The organism is Ruegeria sp. AA6, assembly GCF_056542865.1.
This window is the reverse complement of the sequence record NZ_JBQGAN010000009.1, coordinates 54,214-69,168: the sequence shown is the minus strand read 5'-3', so window position 1 is coordinate 69,168 and position 14,955 is coordinate 54,214. Positions and strand designations below refer to the sequence as shown.

Below are 14,955 nucleotides of genomic sequence, written 5' to 3'. Positions count from 1 at the left end.
GCATCCCTCCATTCATGTGACAGCCGCACGTAACCACAAAGATTTTGATTTGTCATCCCCTTTTGAGACTTTGGGTCATTCACCCAGCAAGTCCTCGCGGGTCAGGGTAAAGCCAGAATCGATCCAGCGGGCCTCAAGCTCGGCCAGTTTCCTGCCCAGCGCGGGGCCGGTGAAATCGGGGATCAGGTCGGTCGATTTAATAGGGAATTCAGCGGCGGCCCCTTTTTGCAGAGCTTGGCGCAGATTTTCGCTCCAGGGCTGTTCCAGAAAGGCGCAGCGCAGCAGGGTTTCGTGCAAACCGCCCTCTTCACCGTAACGAAAGCCCAGTTCGGCCACACTTGCTGTGCCCGATGCCTCATCCCGCATCCGGGTCAGTCGTTGCAGCTGCGCCTTGCTCAGGCGCAGGGTCTTGGCGATTTCGGGTGTTGCAATGGCGGCCAAACGGCGGATCGGCTCGGGCGCGGCGCTGGCCTGTTCCTCCAAAGCGATCAAGGGCGCCAGTGCGCGGTCCTCGGCCCCCGGCAAAAGCTGAGCCAGCACACCTGTCTGCCGCATTGTGGCAACCGAAGGCGCGGGATCCGGTGCGCCCAATAGTTTCAGTAATTCCGCGCCGACCCGTTCACGGGACAACCCGGCCAGGCCGTCCAGATTGGCTGCAATCGCGGCCAATGCATCCGGGTCAAACCCTGCCTCGGCATCCCCATACCAGGCGTGAAACCGGAAATAGCGCAGCGAACGCAAGTAATCCTCGCGAATACGGTTTGCCGCAGTTCCAATGAACCGTACCCGCCGCGCCTGAAGGTCCGGCAGCCCATGCAACGGGTCCAGAATGGAGCCGTCGGGCCGCGCATAGATCGCATTCATGGTAAAATCGCGGCGCGCGGCGTCTTCTTCCACCTTGTCAGAAAAGGCCACGACGGCCCGGCGGCCATCGGTTTCCACATCGCGGCGAAAGGTGGTGATTTCATGTGGGGCGCCACCGCTGACCACGGTGATCGTACCGTGATCGATTCCCGTTGGGATCGCCTTCAATCCTGCCGCCTGTGCCAGCTCCATCACACGCTTGGGATGCGCATCGGTGGCGATATCAATGTCTGAGACCGGCGCGCCCAACAGCGCATTGCGGACACATCCCCCCACAAACAGGGCCTGCGCCCCGGCATCTGTCAGCGCCAAGCAGACTTTTTGTGTGGCCGGGTCAGAAACCCAAGCCTCAGATATCTGCGTCATTCACTCACCCGAGCGGCCAATCCCCGCAACATACGGGCCGTCGCACCCCAAATGTAATAGGGGCCGAACGGCACCGTGAAGTAATTCCGTTTCTGACTGCGCCACCGGCGCGATTCAACAATATAATTCGCTGGGTTGAGCACATGTTCAAGCGGAACCGAGAACACCTCGTCCACTTCGCCCGGCTCAGCGACCACCTTGAATGGTTTGTGCAGGATCGCCACCACCGGCGTCACGTTGAACGAGGTCACCGTTTCATGGGTGGGCAAATGCCCAATGATCTCGGGCAACTCGGGCGGAAGACCGATTTCTTCCCGCGCCTCCCGCAACGCGGTGGCGGTCACATCCGCATCACCTTCGTCCTGCTTGCCGCCGGGAAACGCGATCTGACCCGGGTGGTGTTTCAGGGCCGAGGAGCGTTTCGTTAGGATTAGTCGCGGTTCACCGCCCGCCAACATAATCGGAACCAACACCCCAGCCGGGCGCAGCTTGCGATTTTCCGGCAGAACGGTGTCTGGGTTCAAGTCGAAATCGCTCGACCCGTGGCCGGGGCGGCGCAGGGCCGCCCGCAGCAGGTCTGTTGGATCAGGCGTCGTCCGCATCAAAACCGACCGTGGCTGGGTCCAACACGTAGTGTGCGCCGCAGAACTGGCAGTCTGCAGTGACCTTGCCATCGGCCGTCGTCATCTTTTCGATGTCCTTGGCCGAATAGATCGACAGGCTCTGCCGCACACGCTCTTCCGAACAGGTGCACCCGAACTGAACCGACTGGGCGTCGTAAACCCGCGGCTGTTCCTCGTGAAACAGCCGGATCAACAGGTCGGTCGGTGCCACGGACGGGCCAATCAGCTCGAGATCCTCGACCGTATCCAGCAGGATGTTGACGCGGCCCCAATTTTCACCCTCTTCGCCGTCGACAAGGTCATTGGCAGTCAGGATATCACCCGTGCCCTCGCCAGTCGCCGCAAAGGGCGAGGCTTTGGGCATGTGTTGCAACATGATCCCACCCGCGCGCCAGTGTTCACCGACGCCGGGTTCGGTCGACTTGCCAAAGCTCAGCGAGAACCGCGTCGGCAGCTGTTCGGATTGGGCGAAATACGCCTCGGCACAGGCCGAGATCGAACCACCGGCCAGCGGCGTAATGCCCTGATAGGGCTGCGTGCCCTCACCCTGGTCGATCATGATGGCGAAATAGCCCTCACCCACCTGATCGAACGGCGCACCGTCAGTCAGGCGATCGCGGTCGAAACTCGCATAGGCGCGGATGCGGGCCGGCTCACCCTCTTCCGTCGGCGCGTAGTAATCCGTGGCAATCATGCGCACCGGACCTTTGGACTGAACCTGCAACGACAGCTTCCAGCGCAGCGAAACGGTCTGGCCGATCAAAGCGGTCAGCAGGGCCATTTCGGCCACCAGGGCCTCAACCTTTTCTGGATAGTCGTGCTGCTTCAGGATGCCATCCAGCACGCCATCCAGACGGGCCACACGGCCGCGCATATCCGATACATCGAGTTGAAAGGGCAGGACGGTGTCGTCCCACGCGATTTTCGTTCCAAGAGACATGGGGTTTCCTTACACGCCACGGGTTGGCATACCGGCACCATATAGGTCGCAGAGATTGGGTTGTAAGGGGCCATACATGATCAGACGGTTTGGTGAAACCCCGGAAACGGGGCGAACGTATACACGCAGGCCGGGTGTCTACGCTCTGCTGCCACAGGGAAAGGATCTGCTGGTCACGTGGTACGACGATGGCCTGAACCCTGAATTACAGTTGCCAGGAGGAGGCATCGACCCCGGTGAATCCCCGATCACCGCCCTGCACCGCGAAGTGTTAGAGGAAACCGGCTGGCTGATCGCCGCACCCCGTCGGATCGGAGCGTTCCGGCGGTTCACCTATATGCCTGAATACGATCTGTGGGCCGAGAAGATCTGCATGATCTACAGCGCCCGTCCCGTGCGCCGGATGGGGCCACCCCGTGAAGAGTTTCACGAGGCGATTTGGATGGACAGCGTGGCTGCTGTGCAGATGCTGGGCAATGAAGGCGATCGGCATTTTGCCGCAATGCACCTGAACGGGCTTTAAGGCCTGTTATATTCAAAGAACACGGCCGAGACGTCGTCATCCATGCCGCTGCCCGGCGTCATGGCTTGAGTCAGACGCCAGAACATATCGTCAAGGAACTCTGGCCCGCTGCGGCCCGGCGCACATTCCAGGGCCATGTTCCGCAGGCCTTCTTCTTCCAGCAACCCACCTTCGTTCAGACTGCATTCGGTGAACCCATCCGAATAGAGCAGCAGTTTATCGCCCGGTTTCAAATAGGTTTCGATCCGCTGAAAGCTGACATCCGGCAGCAGACCGATGGGCAGACCACCCTCGCCCAGAAATTCGGTACTGCCATCCTGGCGCAGCACAAGCGGGTGAGGATGTCCCGCCTGCACCATTTTCAGATGCCCGTTGCGCAGGTCGACGATGGCGTAAACCATGGTGAAGTATTCCTCGACCCCCGCATCCGCCATCAGACGAGAGTTGAGCATTTCGGCCACTTGCTCGGGCGACAGCAGCGCATAGAATTTGTCGAACCGCTTTTCCATGGCCACGTTCTGTTCAAAATGGTTGCTGGACAAATACCCGCCCAGCCGTGCCGTCATCATCGCCGAGGTTATGCCGTGACCCGACACATCAATGCTGTAGAACCCCAGCCGGTTGACCCCGGGCGAGAACATCCCCACCAGATCACCGCCAATATGACCGCAGGGTTTAAGCAACAGGCTGACCCGAGACGTTCCGAACGCGCGCGTCAACTCCGGTACCAGCGAGTTTTGTATTTTCCGCGCCTGCATCAGATCCTTGTCGATCGCATCATGCGCCACGCGCAATTCCTCAAGCGCGGATTCGATCATCCGGTTTTTCTGGGATAACTCGCGTTGCATATCCAGAATGCGCGCCCCGGCCGAAATGCGCGCGCGCAACTCATCAGCTTCAAGCGGCTTGATCAGGAAATCATCGGCGCCCGCGTCCAGTCCCCGCGCCACCTCCTGCTTTTCGCTTTTTGAGGTCAGAAGGATGAAATAGCTGTACTGATCGCTCTCCAATGCGCGGAAGGCATGACAAAATTCCAGCCCGCTCATCCCCGGCATCACCCAATCGCTGAGCACAAGATCTGGCGGGTTACCCGCGCACATCTTAAGGGCCATATCACCGCTGTCGGCCTCAAGCACTTCGAAGCCCCATTTTTTCAACGACGCCACGAGAATTCGACGTTGCAGGCGGCTGTCATCGACGACCAGCACCTTTTGGATCGCGCCAAAATCCAGCTCTGCCTTGGTCTCTGCCTGACTGCCTTCTGCCACCTGAACCCTCTGCACTGTAACCCCAACGGAACCCGGCGACCCTAGCGCGCCCGGGTTTAACATCCCGTGAAGGCGGATTTTTCATACTGCTTAACCTGCCCTTTACCGGTCTGGCGTTACCCAAGTCAGGTCGCGATATGTGTGGAGAGGCCGAACATGATCGACTGGGTCAGGGTCAGACAGCTACGGGATGAGGTCGGCGCCAGCGAATTTGACGAGGTGGTGCAGATCTTTCTGGACGAGGTGCAGGAAACCATCGACCGGCTGCACAAGGACACAAACCGGCTTGAGTTCGAACAGAACATGCATTTCCTCAAGGGCAGCGCGTTGAGCCTTGGTTTCGACCGGTTTTCCAAACTCTGTCAGGACGGCGAGCGTGTAGCCGCGACCGGCAACGCGGCCGAAGTTGATCTGCCGGCGATCCTGAAAGTCTATGACCAGTCAAAAGCCGTGTTCCTGAGCGAACGGGCTACGAACCTGATTTAGATCACGAATTGCACCAACGTTTCGTCTTCGGTGATGTCGGTATATGTAAACCCGGCCTCATCCAGATGCGCAAACAGGCGGGCGAAGTTTTCGGGCTTGCGGGTTTCTATCCCGATCAGGACCGAGCCGAAATTACGCGCCGACTTCTTCATGTATTCGAAGCGGGCAATGTCGTCCTCGGGGCCGAGAATGCCCAGAAACTCTTTCAACGCGCCGGGGCGCTGCGGCAAGCGCAGGATGAAGTATTTCTTGACGCCGGAATAGCGCTGCGCCCGTTCCTTGACTTCGGGCAGCCGTTCGAAATCGAAGTTTCCACCTGACGTCACGCAGACGACGGTTTTGCCACGAATGAAACTTTGAATATCGCCCAGCGCCTCAATCGCCAGCGCGCCCGCCGGTTCCAGCACTATGCCTTCGACATTCAGCATCTCGATCATGGTGGTGCAGATGCGATCCTCGGACAGGACATACACATCTGATAGATGGCGATCCTTGAGCAGCTCAAACGGTTTCGCGCCGATCTTGCCCACCGCCGCGCCGTCGACGAAATTGTCCACATGATCCAGCGCCACCGGGTGCCCCGCCGCCATCGCCGCGTGCAAGCAGGCCCCACCTTTGGGTTCGACAAACAGGCAATGGGTGCGGTCCCCGAACCACGTCGCCACGCCCGAGGACATGCCACCCCCACCCACTGGTAGGATGACGTGATCTGGCAAACCGCCCAACTGGGCCTCGATCTCAACCGCCAATGAGGCCTGACCTTCAATCACATCCTCATCATCGAAGGGCGACAGGAAATGCCCGCCCTGCTGCGCGCACCATTTCTGCGCGGCGGCCAGAGTGTCGTCGAAATAATCACCGGTCAGGTGAACCTCGATATTGTCACCGCCAAAGATGCGGGTCTTCTGGATTTTCTGTTGCGGCGTGGTCACCGGCATGAAGATCACACCCTTCACGTCCAGATGCTTGCACATATAGGCCACGCCCTGCGCATGATTGCCCGCGCTGGCACAGACGAACAGCTCCTGCCCCTGCTGCTTGCGCATGGCGTTGAACGCACCACGGATCTTGTACGACCGTACCGGGCTGAGGTCTTCGCGCTTGAGCCAGATATCCGCGCCATAACGGTCAGACAAATGGGCATTCCGCTGCAAAGGCGTTGCCGGAAACACAGTGCGCATCGCCTGTTCGGCAGCGCGGGCACGGGTCATGAAATCAGTCATGACCGTTTCAGTGCCGCATCAGTGCGATAAGAGCAAGGAATACATATGTGTACGCGGGTTAGGCGAGTTCGCGTTTTTCGACACATACTCCATAGAACGTGGTCAAAATGCTCAGTCCAACCATAGCAATCATCCAGTTTACGACGGCCTGGAAAACAAAACCCAGAAACATTGAAAAAGCACCAAAGAAACCTACCAGGAAGCCCAGAGCCAAGCTAAACGCAAAGAAAAACAAAAGTACCACAAGAATTGCCGACGCGATCGATTGGGTCGCGTGCCAAGACTCAGAGATTGAGATCGTGTTCCCAACTGCGCTTGCAGGAAGTATCAGGCTCAGCCGTTGCGTGACCCAGAGAACGAAGATTAGACCAACGGTGAAAATCGCGCCACCAAGCAGTGAAATAGAACCTGATCCAAGCCCTCCAACGACGTAAACGACCCCGCCCAAAACAATGGCCATTCCAAGAAGAATCAATCCCAGCAGCAGTGCCCAACCGAAGTAAGCCAACACGCGCGATCCATTAAACGCGGGAAAAACTTTGTCTGGGTATTCTGACAACAAACAATAGCGATGCCATCCAACAGCGACCCACAGCGCAGCGACGTAGTTCATAACTGCGAGCGGAATAACTCCACCGTTAATTCCCTGCTCTCCAGTTACAAATGCTGGTCCTTTCACGACGAACAAAACCACTCCCAGCAAGGACACCGCAATTACAGGAGATGAAACGCGCAAAGCTGTGCCGAAATCATTGAAAATCATTCCAAGCGCATGTTTGAAAATTCGCCAACTCAACATCCTAAAACCGCTCTCTCAACCAATCCTTGTTCTCTTTGCACCCGTTTCACCCCAATTCCCACCCTGCGTCAACGCAGATAACTTGCCCCCGCTTTCAAAACCCGTTAGGGGCCAAGCGTTCTACGCATAAGGGGAAGTCAGATGTCCGCGCCCAAGAAAGTTGTTCTGGCCTATTCCGGTGGCCTTGATACCTCGATCATCCTGAAATGGCTGCAGACCGAGTATGGTTGTGAGGTCGTAACCTTCACCGCCGATCTGGGTCAGGGTGAAGAGCTGGAGCCCGCCCGCAAAAAGGCCGAGCTGCTGGGGATCAAGCCCGAAAACATCTATATCGAAGACATCCGCGAAGAGTTCGTCCGCGACTTCGTCTTCCCCATGTTCCGCGCCAACGCACAGTATGAAGGCCTGTATCTGCTGGGCACCTCGATCGCGCGGCCTCTGATCTCGAAACGTCTGGTTGAGATTGCGCAGGAAACCGGAGCAGATACCGTGGCGCATGGCGCGACCGGCAAGGGAAATGACCAGGTGCGGTTCGAACTGGCGGCTTATGCGCTGAACCCTGACATCAAGGTGATTGCGCCGTGGCGTGAATGGGACCTGACCAGCCGCACCAAGCTGCTGGAGTTTGCCGAGGCGAACCAGATCCCGATTGCCAAGGACAAACGCGGCGAGGCGCCGTTCTCGGTCGACGCCAACCTGCTGCACACCTCTTCCGAAGGTAAAGTTCTGGAAGACCCTGCCGATATGGCGCCTGACTATGTATATCAGCGCACCGTCCACCCTGAGGATGCGCCGAACGAGCCCGAGTTTATAGAGATCGGTTTTGAAAAAGGCGATCCGGTCAGCATCAACGGCGAGGCGATGAGCCCGGCGACCATCCTGACCAAGTTGAACGAATATGGCGGCAAACACGGCATTGGCCGTCTGGATCTGGTCGAAGGCCGGTTCGTTGGTATGAAATCGCGCGGTATCTATGAGACACCCGGCGGCACCATCATGTTGGAAGCACACCGCGGTATCGAGTCCATCACCATGGACCGCGGCGCGATGCACCTGAAAGACCAGCTGATGCCGCAATATGCCGAGCTGATCTATAACGGCTTCTGGTACAGCCCCGAGCGTGAGATGCTGCAAGCCGCCATCGACAAGTCGCAAGAACATGTCACCGGCACCGTGCGCGTGAAACTGTACAAAGGTCTGGCCTCAACCGTGGGCCGCTGGTCGGATCACTCGCTGTATTCCGAGGCACACGTGACGTTTGAGGAAGACGCCGGTGCCTATGATCAAAAAGACGCGGCTGGTTTCATCCAACTGAACGCGCTGCGCCTGAAATTGCTGGCCGCGCGGGACAAGCGCCTCAAATAGTTGCGGCAAAGCACGAAAAAGTTGAAATGGTCGCTCTGGCCGCAACTTTGCCGTAGTATTGCCGTCATGATTGAACAGAGAAAACGGGTCGGCCCTGCAAGAGGTCGGCCCGTTTTTGATTCAATCCTTTTGAGGCACTCATGCAGGCAGACCCCTCACACCCTACCCCAGCCGAATTCGAGTTCCGGGGATCGGCAAGCGAATACTTCGGTATCTGGATCGTCAACCTTATGTTGTCGCTGTTGACCTTTGGCATCTATAGCGCCTGGGCCAAGGTTAGAACCAAGAAATACTTCTACCAAAATACATATGTCGCCGGGCGCAGCTTTGACTATCACGCGAGTGGCATGCAGATTCTGTTTGGGCGGCTGATCGTAATCGCAGGGATCGTGGCCTATACAATCCTGGCTGCAATACCACTGGTGAACCTGGTCATCCTATTCGGTTTGATTTTTCTGATCCCTTACCTGCTGGTGCGATCGCTGCGTTTTCAGGCGCGCGTCTCCAGCTGGTCCAACGTTCGGTTCGATTTCAACGGAACTTGGGGATCGGCAGCGGCCAATTACTTTCTGTATCCCTTTATCGCGGCACTGACGCTTTATACCACCTGGCCGTTCGTCACACGCTCGATCCAAAGGTTCCACGTGAACGGGCATAGTTTCGGGACCACGCCGATGAGTTTCGACAGCCCGATTGCTCCGTTTTACAAGGCATTCTTATGCGCGGCCCTGTGGGTAATCGCCGGGATTGTTGGGCTGCTCTCGATTATTGGCATCAACGCTGCGACTTTCGATGCGTTCAAAACGCTGGAAAGTGATCCCGAAAATATCGCGGCACTTGTGACCGTATTGTCGCTGTACGGTTTTTTGATCCTTGTACTGGTTCCAGCCGTGATCATTTACCACGCGATGGTCCGCAACACGGTCTACAACTACACAATTCTAGGTGACGGGCACCGATTCCACTCTGATGTATCTGCTCTGCGTCTGCTGTGGATTTCAGTCTCTAACGCAGTGGTTATTGTACTGACTTTGGGCTTGATGTTGCCTTGGGCACATGTGCGGCGGGCACGCTATCTGGCAAGCCACACCATCTTTATTCCCGACGGTCCACTGGATGATTTCGTTGGCACCGTCAGCGCAAATGTCAGTGCCATCGGTGATGCCTATGGGGATATCGAAGGGTTTGATATCGGTATCGCGGTCTGATCGGTGGACCGGTTCGAGGAAGATATAGGCGTGCCGGTTCCAGGGCGCGCCTATCCGCCTCTTAGCACGCGCGAGGTTCCTGCGCGGTTGGCTGTGGGGAACAATACAGTCTGGCTGATCGACGATCAGGGACAGATCAAATCCCGCTGCGCGCCAGATGACCTGACTGTCGAGCCCCGCATCGGTGCCACCGAACGTCGCGTGAACTTCCCGGACGGCACTCTGTTTCTGACCAACCAACATGCAGCCCTCGAGCATATTTTGGCAGACACCAGCGGATCACGTCTGCATCATGCCGAGAAATTCCACCCGCGCCTGATCGTTGTCACTCTGGCCTGTTTGGTCTGCGCCTGGGGTATCTGGAAATACGGGTTGTCGCTGCTGGTGGCGCTGGCGGTTTGGATGACGCCCCCACCGCTGGTGGCCGCCATTGATGCGGGCGTAATGCAGGCGCTGGATCAGGTGCTGACCGAACCCAGCGCGCTAAGTGATACGCAGAAAGCTGAAGTTCAGGACAGTTTTGATCGGGTTTCGGTCGCGCTGGGGCCTGCCGCCGCAGATCACGACTATGTGCTGCAATTCCGGGACATGCCGGGGTTGGGTCCCAATGCTTTTGCGCTGCCCAATGGAACAATTGTGGTGACCGATGATCTGGTGCGGCAGGTCTCGACCGATGCGCTGGCCGGGGTGATCGGGCACGAGATCGGGCACGTGGCCGAACAACATGGGCTGACGCAGATATACCGTTCGCTCGGGGCCTTTGTCCTGATCGGCATGATGGCCGGCGATACCGGCCCGGTGCTGGACCAGGTGCTGCTGGAGGGCAATCTGATCTTGTCCCTGTCTTACTCCCGACAGCACGAGTTGGCCGCCGACCGTTTCGGTGTTGATCTGGCAACAAAGGCCGGGTTCGACCCCAACGGCCTGTCAGATTTCTTCGACCTGCTGGAACAGGAGTTCGGCGATCAAGATACAGACTGGCTCAGCACCCACCCGCGTTTCGAGGATCGTCAGGAGAACCTGAAATCCATGACCCAAGGTCACTAGGCGTGGGCTATTGCCTACGCCACGGCTGCCCCCTAACCCTTTGGCTGAAACAGGAGGGACCCTATGACACTGGCCGCAATTGCAGATGGCATCCAGAAGAACCTTGTCGGGCGCAGCTTTGAAGGCTCGCTCAAATTCGATTGTGGTGAGGATGGCGTTATCGTTCTGGCTGACAATCAGGCCACCACGCAAGATCGCGATACCGATTGCACCATCCGCATTTCGCAGGACAACCTGACCAAATTGCTGACCGGTAAGCTGAACCCGATGACCGGCGTGGCGTTGGGTAAACTCAAGGTTTCGGGCAATATGGGCGTGGCGATGAAGCTGGGGCAGCTGCTGGGCTAGGGCGATAAACTCGTCTCACCACCGCGTGACAAACCATGTCAGCGGATTGCGCCGGTACTTAAGTCAGGGCAGCCTGATCCTGAAAGGAGACCTGCCATGACCCGGACTGCCTATCTTGATTTCATCAAACCGACGTTTCTTTTTGTGCTGATTGCAGTGGCCGCTCTGTTGCGGGCGGCACCCGCGCCCGCTGCGGGAACCGAGACCCTGACGGTTGCAGGCGGATGTTTCTGGTGCGTTGAATCCGATTTCGAATCCGTACCGGGCGTGATCGGCGCTGTCTCGGGTTACACAGGTGGCAGCACGGCGAACCCATCCTATGATCAGGTCACCAAAGGCGGCACCGGCCATTATGAGGCGGTACAGATCACCTTTGACCCAGCCCGCGTTTCCCGTGAAACCCTGTTGAACATGTTCTTCCGCTCGGTCGACCCCACCGATGCGGGCGGTCAGTTTTGTGATCGGGGCGACAGCTATAGAACTGCCATTTTCGTCTCTAATACAGGCGAAAAAGCGGTTGCCGAGAAAGCCAAGACCAATGCGCAGAATGCGTTAGGGCAGCGCATCGTTACGCCGATCTTAAAGCAAGGCGCGTTCTACCCGGCCGAGGCCTACCATCAGGATTACTACAAGGGGAACAAGCTGGTTCTCACCCGTTTTGGCCCCAAGCGTCAGGCCAGCGCCTACAAAGCCTATCGCAAAGCCTGCGGGCGTGACGCGCGGGTCAAGCAGCTTTGGGGCAGCGAGGCACCTTTCGCCGGATCTTAATCGAACCGAGCCTCGCGCACCTCTTTGAGGTCCGGGATCACATCTGCCGTGCCGTGCCGCGTGACCATCAGGGCCGCGGCACGATTTGCTTGCGCGATTGCCTGCGCCATCGGCATGTCACGATCCATCCCCGCCAGAACATAACCTGTGAACGTATCGCCCGCGCCGGTGGTATCGACGGCCTGCACCTTGTGTGCCGGAAAGTCCGACGCCACACCCCGGCGGTAATAGCGTGCGCCTTTCGAGCCCAAGGTTACGATCACATGTTCTACTTCCAGATCAGCCACCGATTGCCCGGTGGCTGCACGCAGTTGCTCTGCTTCGATCTCATTCAGGATCAGGAAATCCAGATTGGGCAATACGGTCTGAACGGCCTGTGCCTGAAACGGCGCTGCGGCATAGCAGACAGTCAAACCCAGATCGCGTCCCATTTGGGCAGCCTCGACCTGAAGGTTGGTTTCGTTCTGCATCACCAGCAGATCGCCCCGCTCGGCAGAGGACAGCGCTTGCCCTAACTGATCCTGCGAAATCGCATGGTTTGAGCCTTGAAACAGGATTATGTTGTTTTCACCCTGTGCATCCACCGCAATGATGGCGTGGCCGGTGGGGACATCCACCCCGGCTATATGGCGCGTATCCACGCCATATTCCGTCAGACGATCCCGCGCCCAGCGCCCATCTGGCCCAACAGCGCCGATATGCGCGACGCGTGCCCCGGCCCGCGCGGCGGCAACGGACATATTTGCCCCTTTGCCGCCCAAATACCGGTCCAGCCGATTGGCCGAAAGCGTCTCTCCCGGTCCGGGCAGATGCGGCACGTCATAGATCATGTCCGCATTGATCGAACCGAGATTCCAGATCGTCATGGTTTACCTGAGATATCGCACGAGGCGAGTATCGCCATATTCAGGATGTCGTTTGTCGTGGACACGGTGGAACAGATCTGAATCGGTTTGTCGACGCCCGACAGGATCGGGCCAATCACGGTTGCTCCGCCCATTTCCTGCATCAGTTTGGTCGAGATTGACGCCGAATGTCGCGCGGGAACGATCAGGATATTCGCCGGACCGGTCAAACGCTGGAACGGATATACCGCTTGCTGATCCACGTTCAGGGCCACGTCCACGGTCATCTCACCTTCGTATTCGAAATCGACCCCACGCTGGTCCAGAACCGCCGGAGCACGGTGCATCTTTTCTGCGCGTTCCGAGACCGGATACCCGAAAGTCGAGAAACTGACGAAGGCCACGCGCGGCTCAAGCCCCATATGGCGGGCGACGGCAGCCGAGCGTTCCGCGATGTTGGCCAGATCATTCTCATCCGGCCATTCGTGCACCAGCGTATCGCCGATCAGCACGATCCGCCCCTTATGCAGCAGGGCTGTCACGCCCGCCGCCCCGTGGGCCGCGTCAGCGTCAAACACGTGATTGATTCGATCCAGCACATGCGCAGATTTGCGTGTGGCACCGGTCACCAGACCATCACCATGCCCATGTGCCAGCATCAGGGACGAGAACACATGCCGGTCACGTGCGGCGAGACGGTGAATATCCTTACGGTCAAACCCTTTGCGCTGCAGACGCTGGTACAGGAAATTCGAATATGTCTCGAGATGCGTGGTGTTGGCGGCGTTGACCACTTCAAGCTCGCGCACGGCGTCCCCCAGTCCGGCCTCTTCCAGCTTGTTTTTCACATCATCGGGACGGCCTACAACCAATGCCTTGCCGAAACCCGAGCGTTGATAAGTCACCGCCGCGCGCAGCACACGGGGATCGTCGCCTTCGGCAAAGATCATCCGGCTTTGCGCCTGACGCGCACGGGCATTCAGGCCGCGCAGGATGCTGGCGGTTGGGTCCATGCGAGATTTGAGGCTCAGCTCATACGCCTCCATGTCGACGATCGGACGGCGCGCGGCCCCGGTGTCCATCCCGGCCTTGGCCACTGCGGGTGGAATGCGGTGGATCAAACGCGGATCAAAAGGCGTCGGGATGATATAGTCGCGGCCAAAGGTCAGTGATTTTCCATAGGCCATGGCGACCTCATCCGGCACATCCTCGCGCGCCAGATTGGCCAGCGCATGGGCGCAGGCAATCTTCATCTCGTCATTGATGGCGCGGGCATGGATGTCCAGTGCGCCACGGAACAGGTAGGGGAAGCCCAGAACGTTGTTCACCTGGTTCGGGTAATCGCTGCGCCCGGTGGCAACGATGGCATCCACCCGAACCTCGTGCGCCTCTTCCGGCGTGATTTCCGGGTCCGGGTTCGCCATAGCAAAGATCACCGGGTTATCGGCCATGCTGGCGACCATATCTTGTGTCACAGCCCCTTTGACCGACACGCCCAGAAACACGTCCGCGCCCTTCATGGCGTCTTCCAGCGTGCGCAGCTCTGTGGTGATCGCGTGGGCCGATTTCCACTGGTTCATCCCTTCGGTCCGGCCCTGATAGATCACGCCCTTTGTGTCGCAGACGATGCAGTTCTCGTGCTTGGCCCCCATCGCCTTGAGCAGTTCGATACAGGCGATCCCAGCGGCACCGGCACCATTCAGGACAATTTTCACATCCTCGATCTTTTTGCCCGATATATGCAGTGCGTTCAGCAGACCCGCCGCACAAATCACCGCCGTACCATGCTGGTCGTCGTGGAAGACGGGGATATCCATCTCTTCCTTCAGACGCTGTTCGATGATGAAACATTCGGGCGCTTTGATGTCTTCAAGATTGATGCCACCAAAGGTAGGCCCCATCAGTTTGACCGCGCGGCAGAATTCATCCGGGTCTTCCGTATCCAGTTCGATATCAATCGAGTTCACGTCGGCGAAGCGTTTGAACAGGACCGATTTCCCTTCCATCACCGGTTTCGAGCCCAACGCCCCAAGGTTCCCAAGACCCAACACGGCGGTCCCGTTCGAGATCACGGCCACCAGATTGCCCTTGTTGGTGTAGTCATACGCGGTCTCGGGCGCTTCGGCGATGGCTTCACATGGAACAGCAACGCCTGGGCTATAGGCCAGCGACAGGTCGCGCTGTGTTGTCATGGGGACGGTGGCCTGCACCTCCCATTTGCCGGGGGTCGGGTCCAGGTGAAAGGCCAGCGCCTCTTCTTTGGTGATCTTCGTTTTGGGCAT

Annotated in this window: 15 protein-coding genes; 7 read left to right on the top strand and 8 right to left on the bottom strand. The window is 58.2% G+C overall.

Annotated elements, in window-relative coordinates:
- Positions 1-75 precede the first annotated feature (75 nt).
- From ACR0LN_RS12675 to hslO, 3 genes are read right to left on the bottom strand one after another with little or no spacing between them, the layout of a single operon-like run.
- A complete protein-coding gene (locus ACR0LN_RS12675; RefSeq protein ID WP_480430075.1) occupies positions 76-1,230 on the bottom strand; it encodes a CCA tRNA nucleotidyltransferase in 1,155 nt (384 codons plus the stop codon).
- Complete coding sequence (locus tag ACR0LN_RS12670; protein ID WP_480430074.1) at positions 1,227-1,832, bottom strand: CoA pyrophosphatase; 606 nt, start codon at positions 1,830-1,832, stop codon at positions 1,227-1,229. The genes ACR0LN_RS12675 and ACR0LN_RS12670 overlap by 4 nt, the downstream gene beginning before the upstream one ends.
- Positions 1,816-2,793, bottom strand: coding sequence for an Hsp33 family molecular chaperone HslO (gene hslO / locus ACR0LN_RS12665; RefSeq protein WP_480430073.1), 978 nt, complete (start codon positions 2,791-2,793; stop codon positions 1,816-1,818). Before hslO ends, ACR0LN_RS12670 begins: the two co-directional genes overlap by 17 nt.
- Positions 2,794-2,869: 76 nt before the next feature.
- On the opposite strand from hslO, the gene ACR0LN_RS12660 reads away from it, so the two are divergent.
- Positions 2,870-3,316, top strand: a complete 447-nt coding sequence (locus tag ACR0LN_RS12660; RefSeq protein WP_480430072.1) for an NUDIX hydrolase — start codon at positions 2,870-2,872, stop codon at positions 3,314-3,316.
- Here the strand turns inward: ACR0LN_RS12660 and ACR0LN_RS12655 are convergent.
- Positions 3,313-4,584, bottom strand: a complete 1,272-nt coding sequence (locus tag ACR0LN_RS12655) for a PP2C family protein-serine/threonine phosphatase (RefSeq protein ID WP_480430071.1) — start codon at positions 4,582-4,584, stop codon at positions 3,313-3,315. The genes ACR0LN_RS12660 and ACR0LN_RS12655 overlap by 4 nt on opposite strands.
- A 156-nt stretch (positions 4,585-4,740) precedes the next feature.
- On the opposite strand from ACR0LN_RS12655, the gene ACR0LN_RS12650 reads away from it, so the two are divergent.
- Entirely contained in the window at positions 4,741-5,070 is a 330-nt protein-coding gene (locus ACR0LN_RS12650) for an Hpt domain-containing protein (protein ID WP_480430070.1), read from the top strand.
- On the opposite strand, the gene ilvA is transcribed toward ACR0LN_RS12650, so the two are convergent.
- Both ilvA and ACR0LN_RS12640 read right to left on the bottom strand, forming a co-directional pair.
- The gene (gene ilvA / locus ACR0LN_RS12645) at positions 5,067-6,293 is read right to left on the bottom strand and encodes a threonine ammonia-lyase IlvA (protein ID WP_480430069.1); all 1,227 of its coding nucleotides are present in this window, start codon (positions 6,291-6,293) and stop codon (positions 5,067-5,069) included. The two genes, ACR0LN_RS12650 and ilvA, sit on opposite strands and share 4 nt — an antisense overlap.
- 58 nt (positions 6,294-6,351) lie before the next feature.
- Positions 6,352-7,056 (bottom strand): hypothetical protein, encoded by a 705-nt coding sequence (locus ACR0LN_RS12640; RefSeq protein WP_480430068.1) that lies wholly within the window; start codon positions 7,054-7,056, stop codon positions 6,352-6,354.
- 177 nt (positions 7,057-7,233) lie between these two features.
- Between ACR0LN_RS12640 and ACR0LN_RS12635 the strand changes: the two genes are divergently transcribed.
- The 5 genes from ACR0LN_RS12635 (at position 7,234) to msrA (ending at position 11,828) form a co-directional block, all read left to right on the top strand.
- Positions 7,234-8,457: an argininosuccinate synthase gene (locus tag ACR0LN_RS12635; RefSeq protein ID WP_480430067.1), complete on the top strand. Its 1,224-nt coding sequence runs from the start codon at positions 7,234-7,236 to the stop codon at positions 8,455-8,457.
- Positions 8,458-8,597: 140 nt separating this feature from the next.
- Entirely contained in the window at positions 8,598-9,665 is a 1,068-nt protein-coding gene (locus ACR0LN_RS12630; protein WP_480430066.1) for a YjgN family protein, read from the top strand.
- A 3-nt stretch (positions 9,666-9,668) separates the two neighbouring features.
- Complete coding sequence (locus tag ACR0LN_RS12625; RefSeq protein WP_480430065.1) at positions 9,669-10,712, top strand: M48 family metallopeptidase; 1,044 nt, start codon at positions 9,669-9,671, stop codon at positions 10,710-10,712.
- Positions 10,713-10,775: 63 nt separating this feature from the next.
- The gene (locus ACR0LN_RS12620) at positions 10,776-11,060 is read left to right on the top strand and encodes an SCP2 sterol-binding domain-containing protein (protein ID WP_170487922.1); all 285 of its coding nucleotides are present in this window, start codon (positions 10,776-10,778) and stop codon (positions 11,058-11,060) included.
- Positions 11,061-11,156: 96 nt separating this feature from the next.
- Positions 11,157-11,828: a peptide-methionine (S)-S-oxide reductase MsrA gene (gene msrA / locus ACR0LN_RS12615; protein WP_480430064.1), complete on the top strand. Its 672-nt coding sequence runs from the start codon at positions 11,157-11,159 to the stop codon at positions 11,826-11,828.
- Here the strand turns inward: msrA and ACR0LN_RS12610 are convergent.
- Positions 11,825-12,694 (bottom strand): ribokinase, encoded by an 870-nt coding sequence (locus tag ACR0LN_RS12610; protein ID WP_480430063.1) that lies wholly within the window; start codon positions 12,692-12,694, stop codon positions 11,825-11,827. The two genes, msrA and ACR0LN_RS12610, sit on opposite strands and share 4 nt — an antisense overlap.
- Positions 12,691-14,955, bottom strand: a complete 2,265-nt coding sequence (locus ACR0LN_RS12605) for an NADP-dependent malic enzyme (protein ID WP_480430062.1) — start codon at positions 14,953-14,955, stop codon at positions 12,691-12,693. Before ACR0LN_RS12605 ends, ACR0LN_RS12610 begins: the two co-directional genes overlap by 4 nt.

Coding starts and splice junctions, on each gene's coding strand:
- ACR0LN_RS12675 (WP_480430075.1), bottom strand. CDS start 1,230: ATGACGCAGATATCTGAGGCTTGGGTTTCTGACCCGGCCACACAAAAA.
- ACR0LN_RS12670 (WP_480430074.1), bottom strand. CDS start 1,832: ATGCGGACGACGCCTGATCCAACAGACCTGCTGCGGGCGGCCCTGCGC.
- hslO (WP_480430073.1), bottom strand. CDS start 2,793: ATGTCTCTTGGAACGAAAATCGCGTGGGACGACACCGTCCTGCCCTTT.
- ACR0LN_RS12660 (WP_480430072.1), top strand. CDS start 2,870: ATGATCAGACGGTTTGGTGAAACCCCGGAAACGGGGCGAACGTATACA.
- ACR0LN_RS12650 (WP_480430070.1), top strand. CDS start 4,741: ATGATCGACTGGGTCAGGGTCAGACAGCTACGGGATGAGGTCGGCGCC.
- ilvA (WP_480430069.1), bottom strand. CDS start 6,293: ATGACTGATTTCATGACCCGTGCCCGCGCTGCCGAACAGGCGATGCGC.
- ACR0LN_RS12640 (WP_480430068.1), bottom strand. CDS start 7,056: ATGATTTTCAATGATTTCGGCACAGCTTTGCGCGTTTCATCTCCTGTA.
- ACR0LN_RS12635 (WP_480430067.1), top strand. CDS start 7,234: ATGTCCGCGCCCAAGAAAGTTGTTCTGGCCTATTCCGGTGGCCTTGAT.
- ACR0LN_RS12630 (WP_480430066.1), top strand. CDS start 8,598: ATGCAGGCAGACCCCTCACACCCTACCCCAGCCGAATTCGAGTTCCGG.
- ACR0LN_RS12620 (WP_170487922.1), top strand. CDS start 10,776: ATGACACTGGCCGCAATTGCAGATGGCATCCAGAAGAACCTTGTCGGG.
- msrA (WP_480430064.1), top strand. CDS start 11,157: ATGACCCGGACTGCCTATCTTGATTTCATCAAACCGACGTTTCTTTTT.
- ACR0LN_RS12610 (WP_480430063.1), bottom strand. CDS start 12,694: ATGACGATCTGGAATCTCGGTTCGATCAATGCGGACATGATCTATGAC.
- ACR0LN_RS12605 (WP_480430062.1), bottom strand. CDS start 14,955: ATGCCCAAAACGAAGATCACCAAAGAAGAGGCGCTGGCCTTTCACCTG.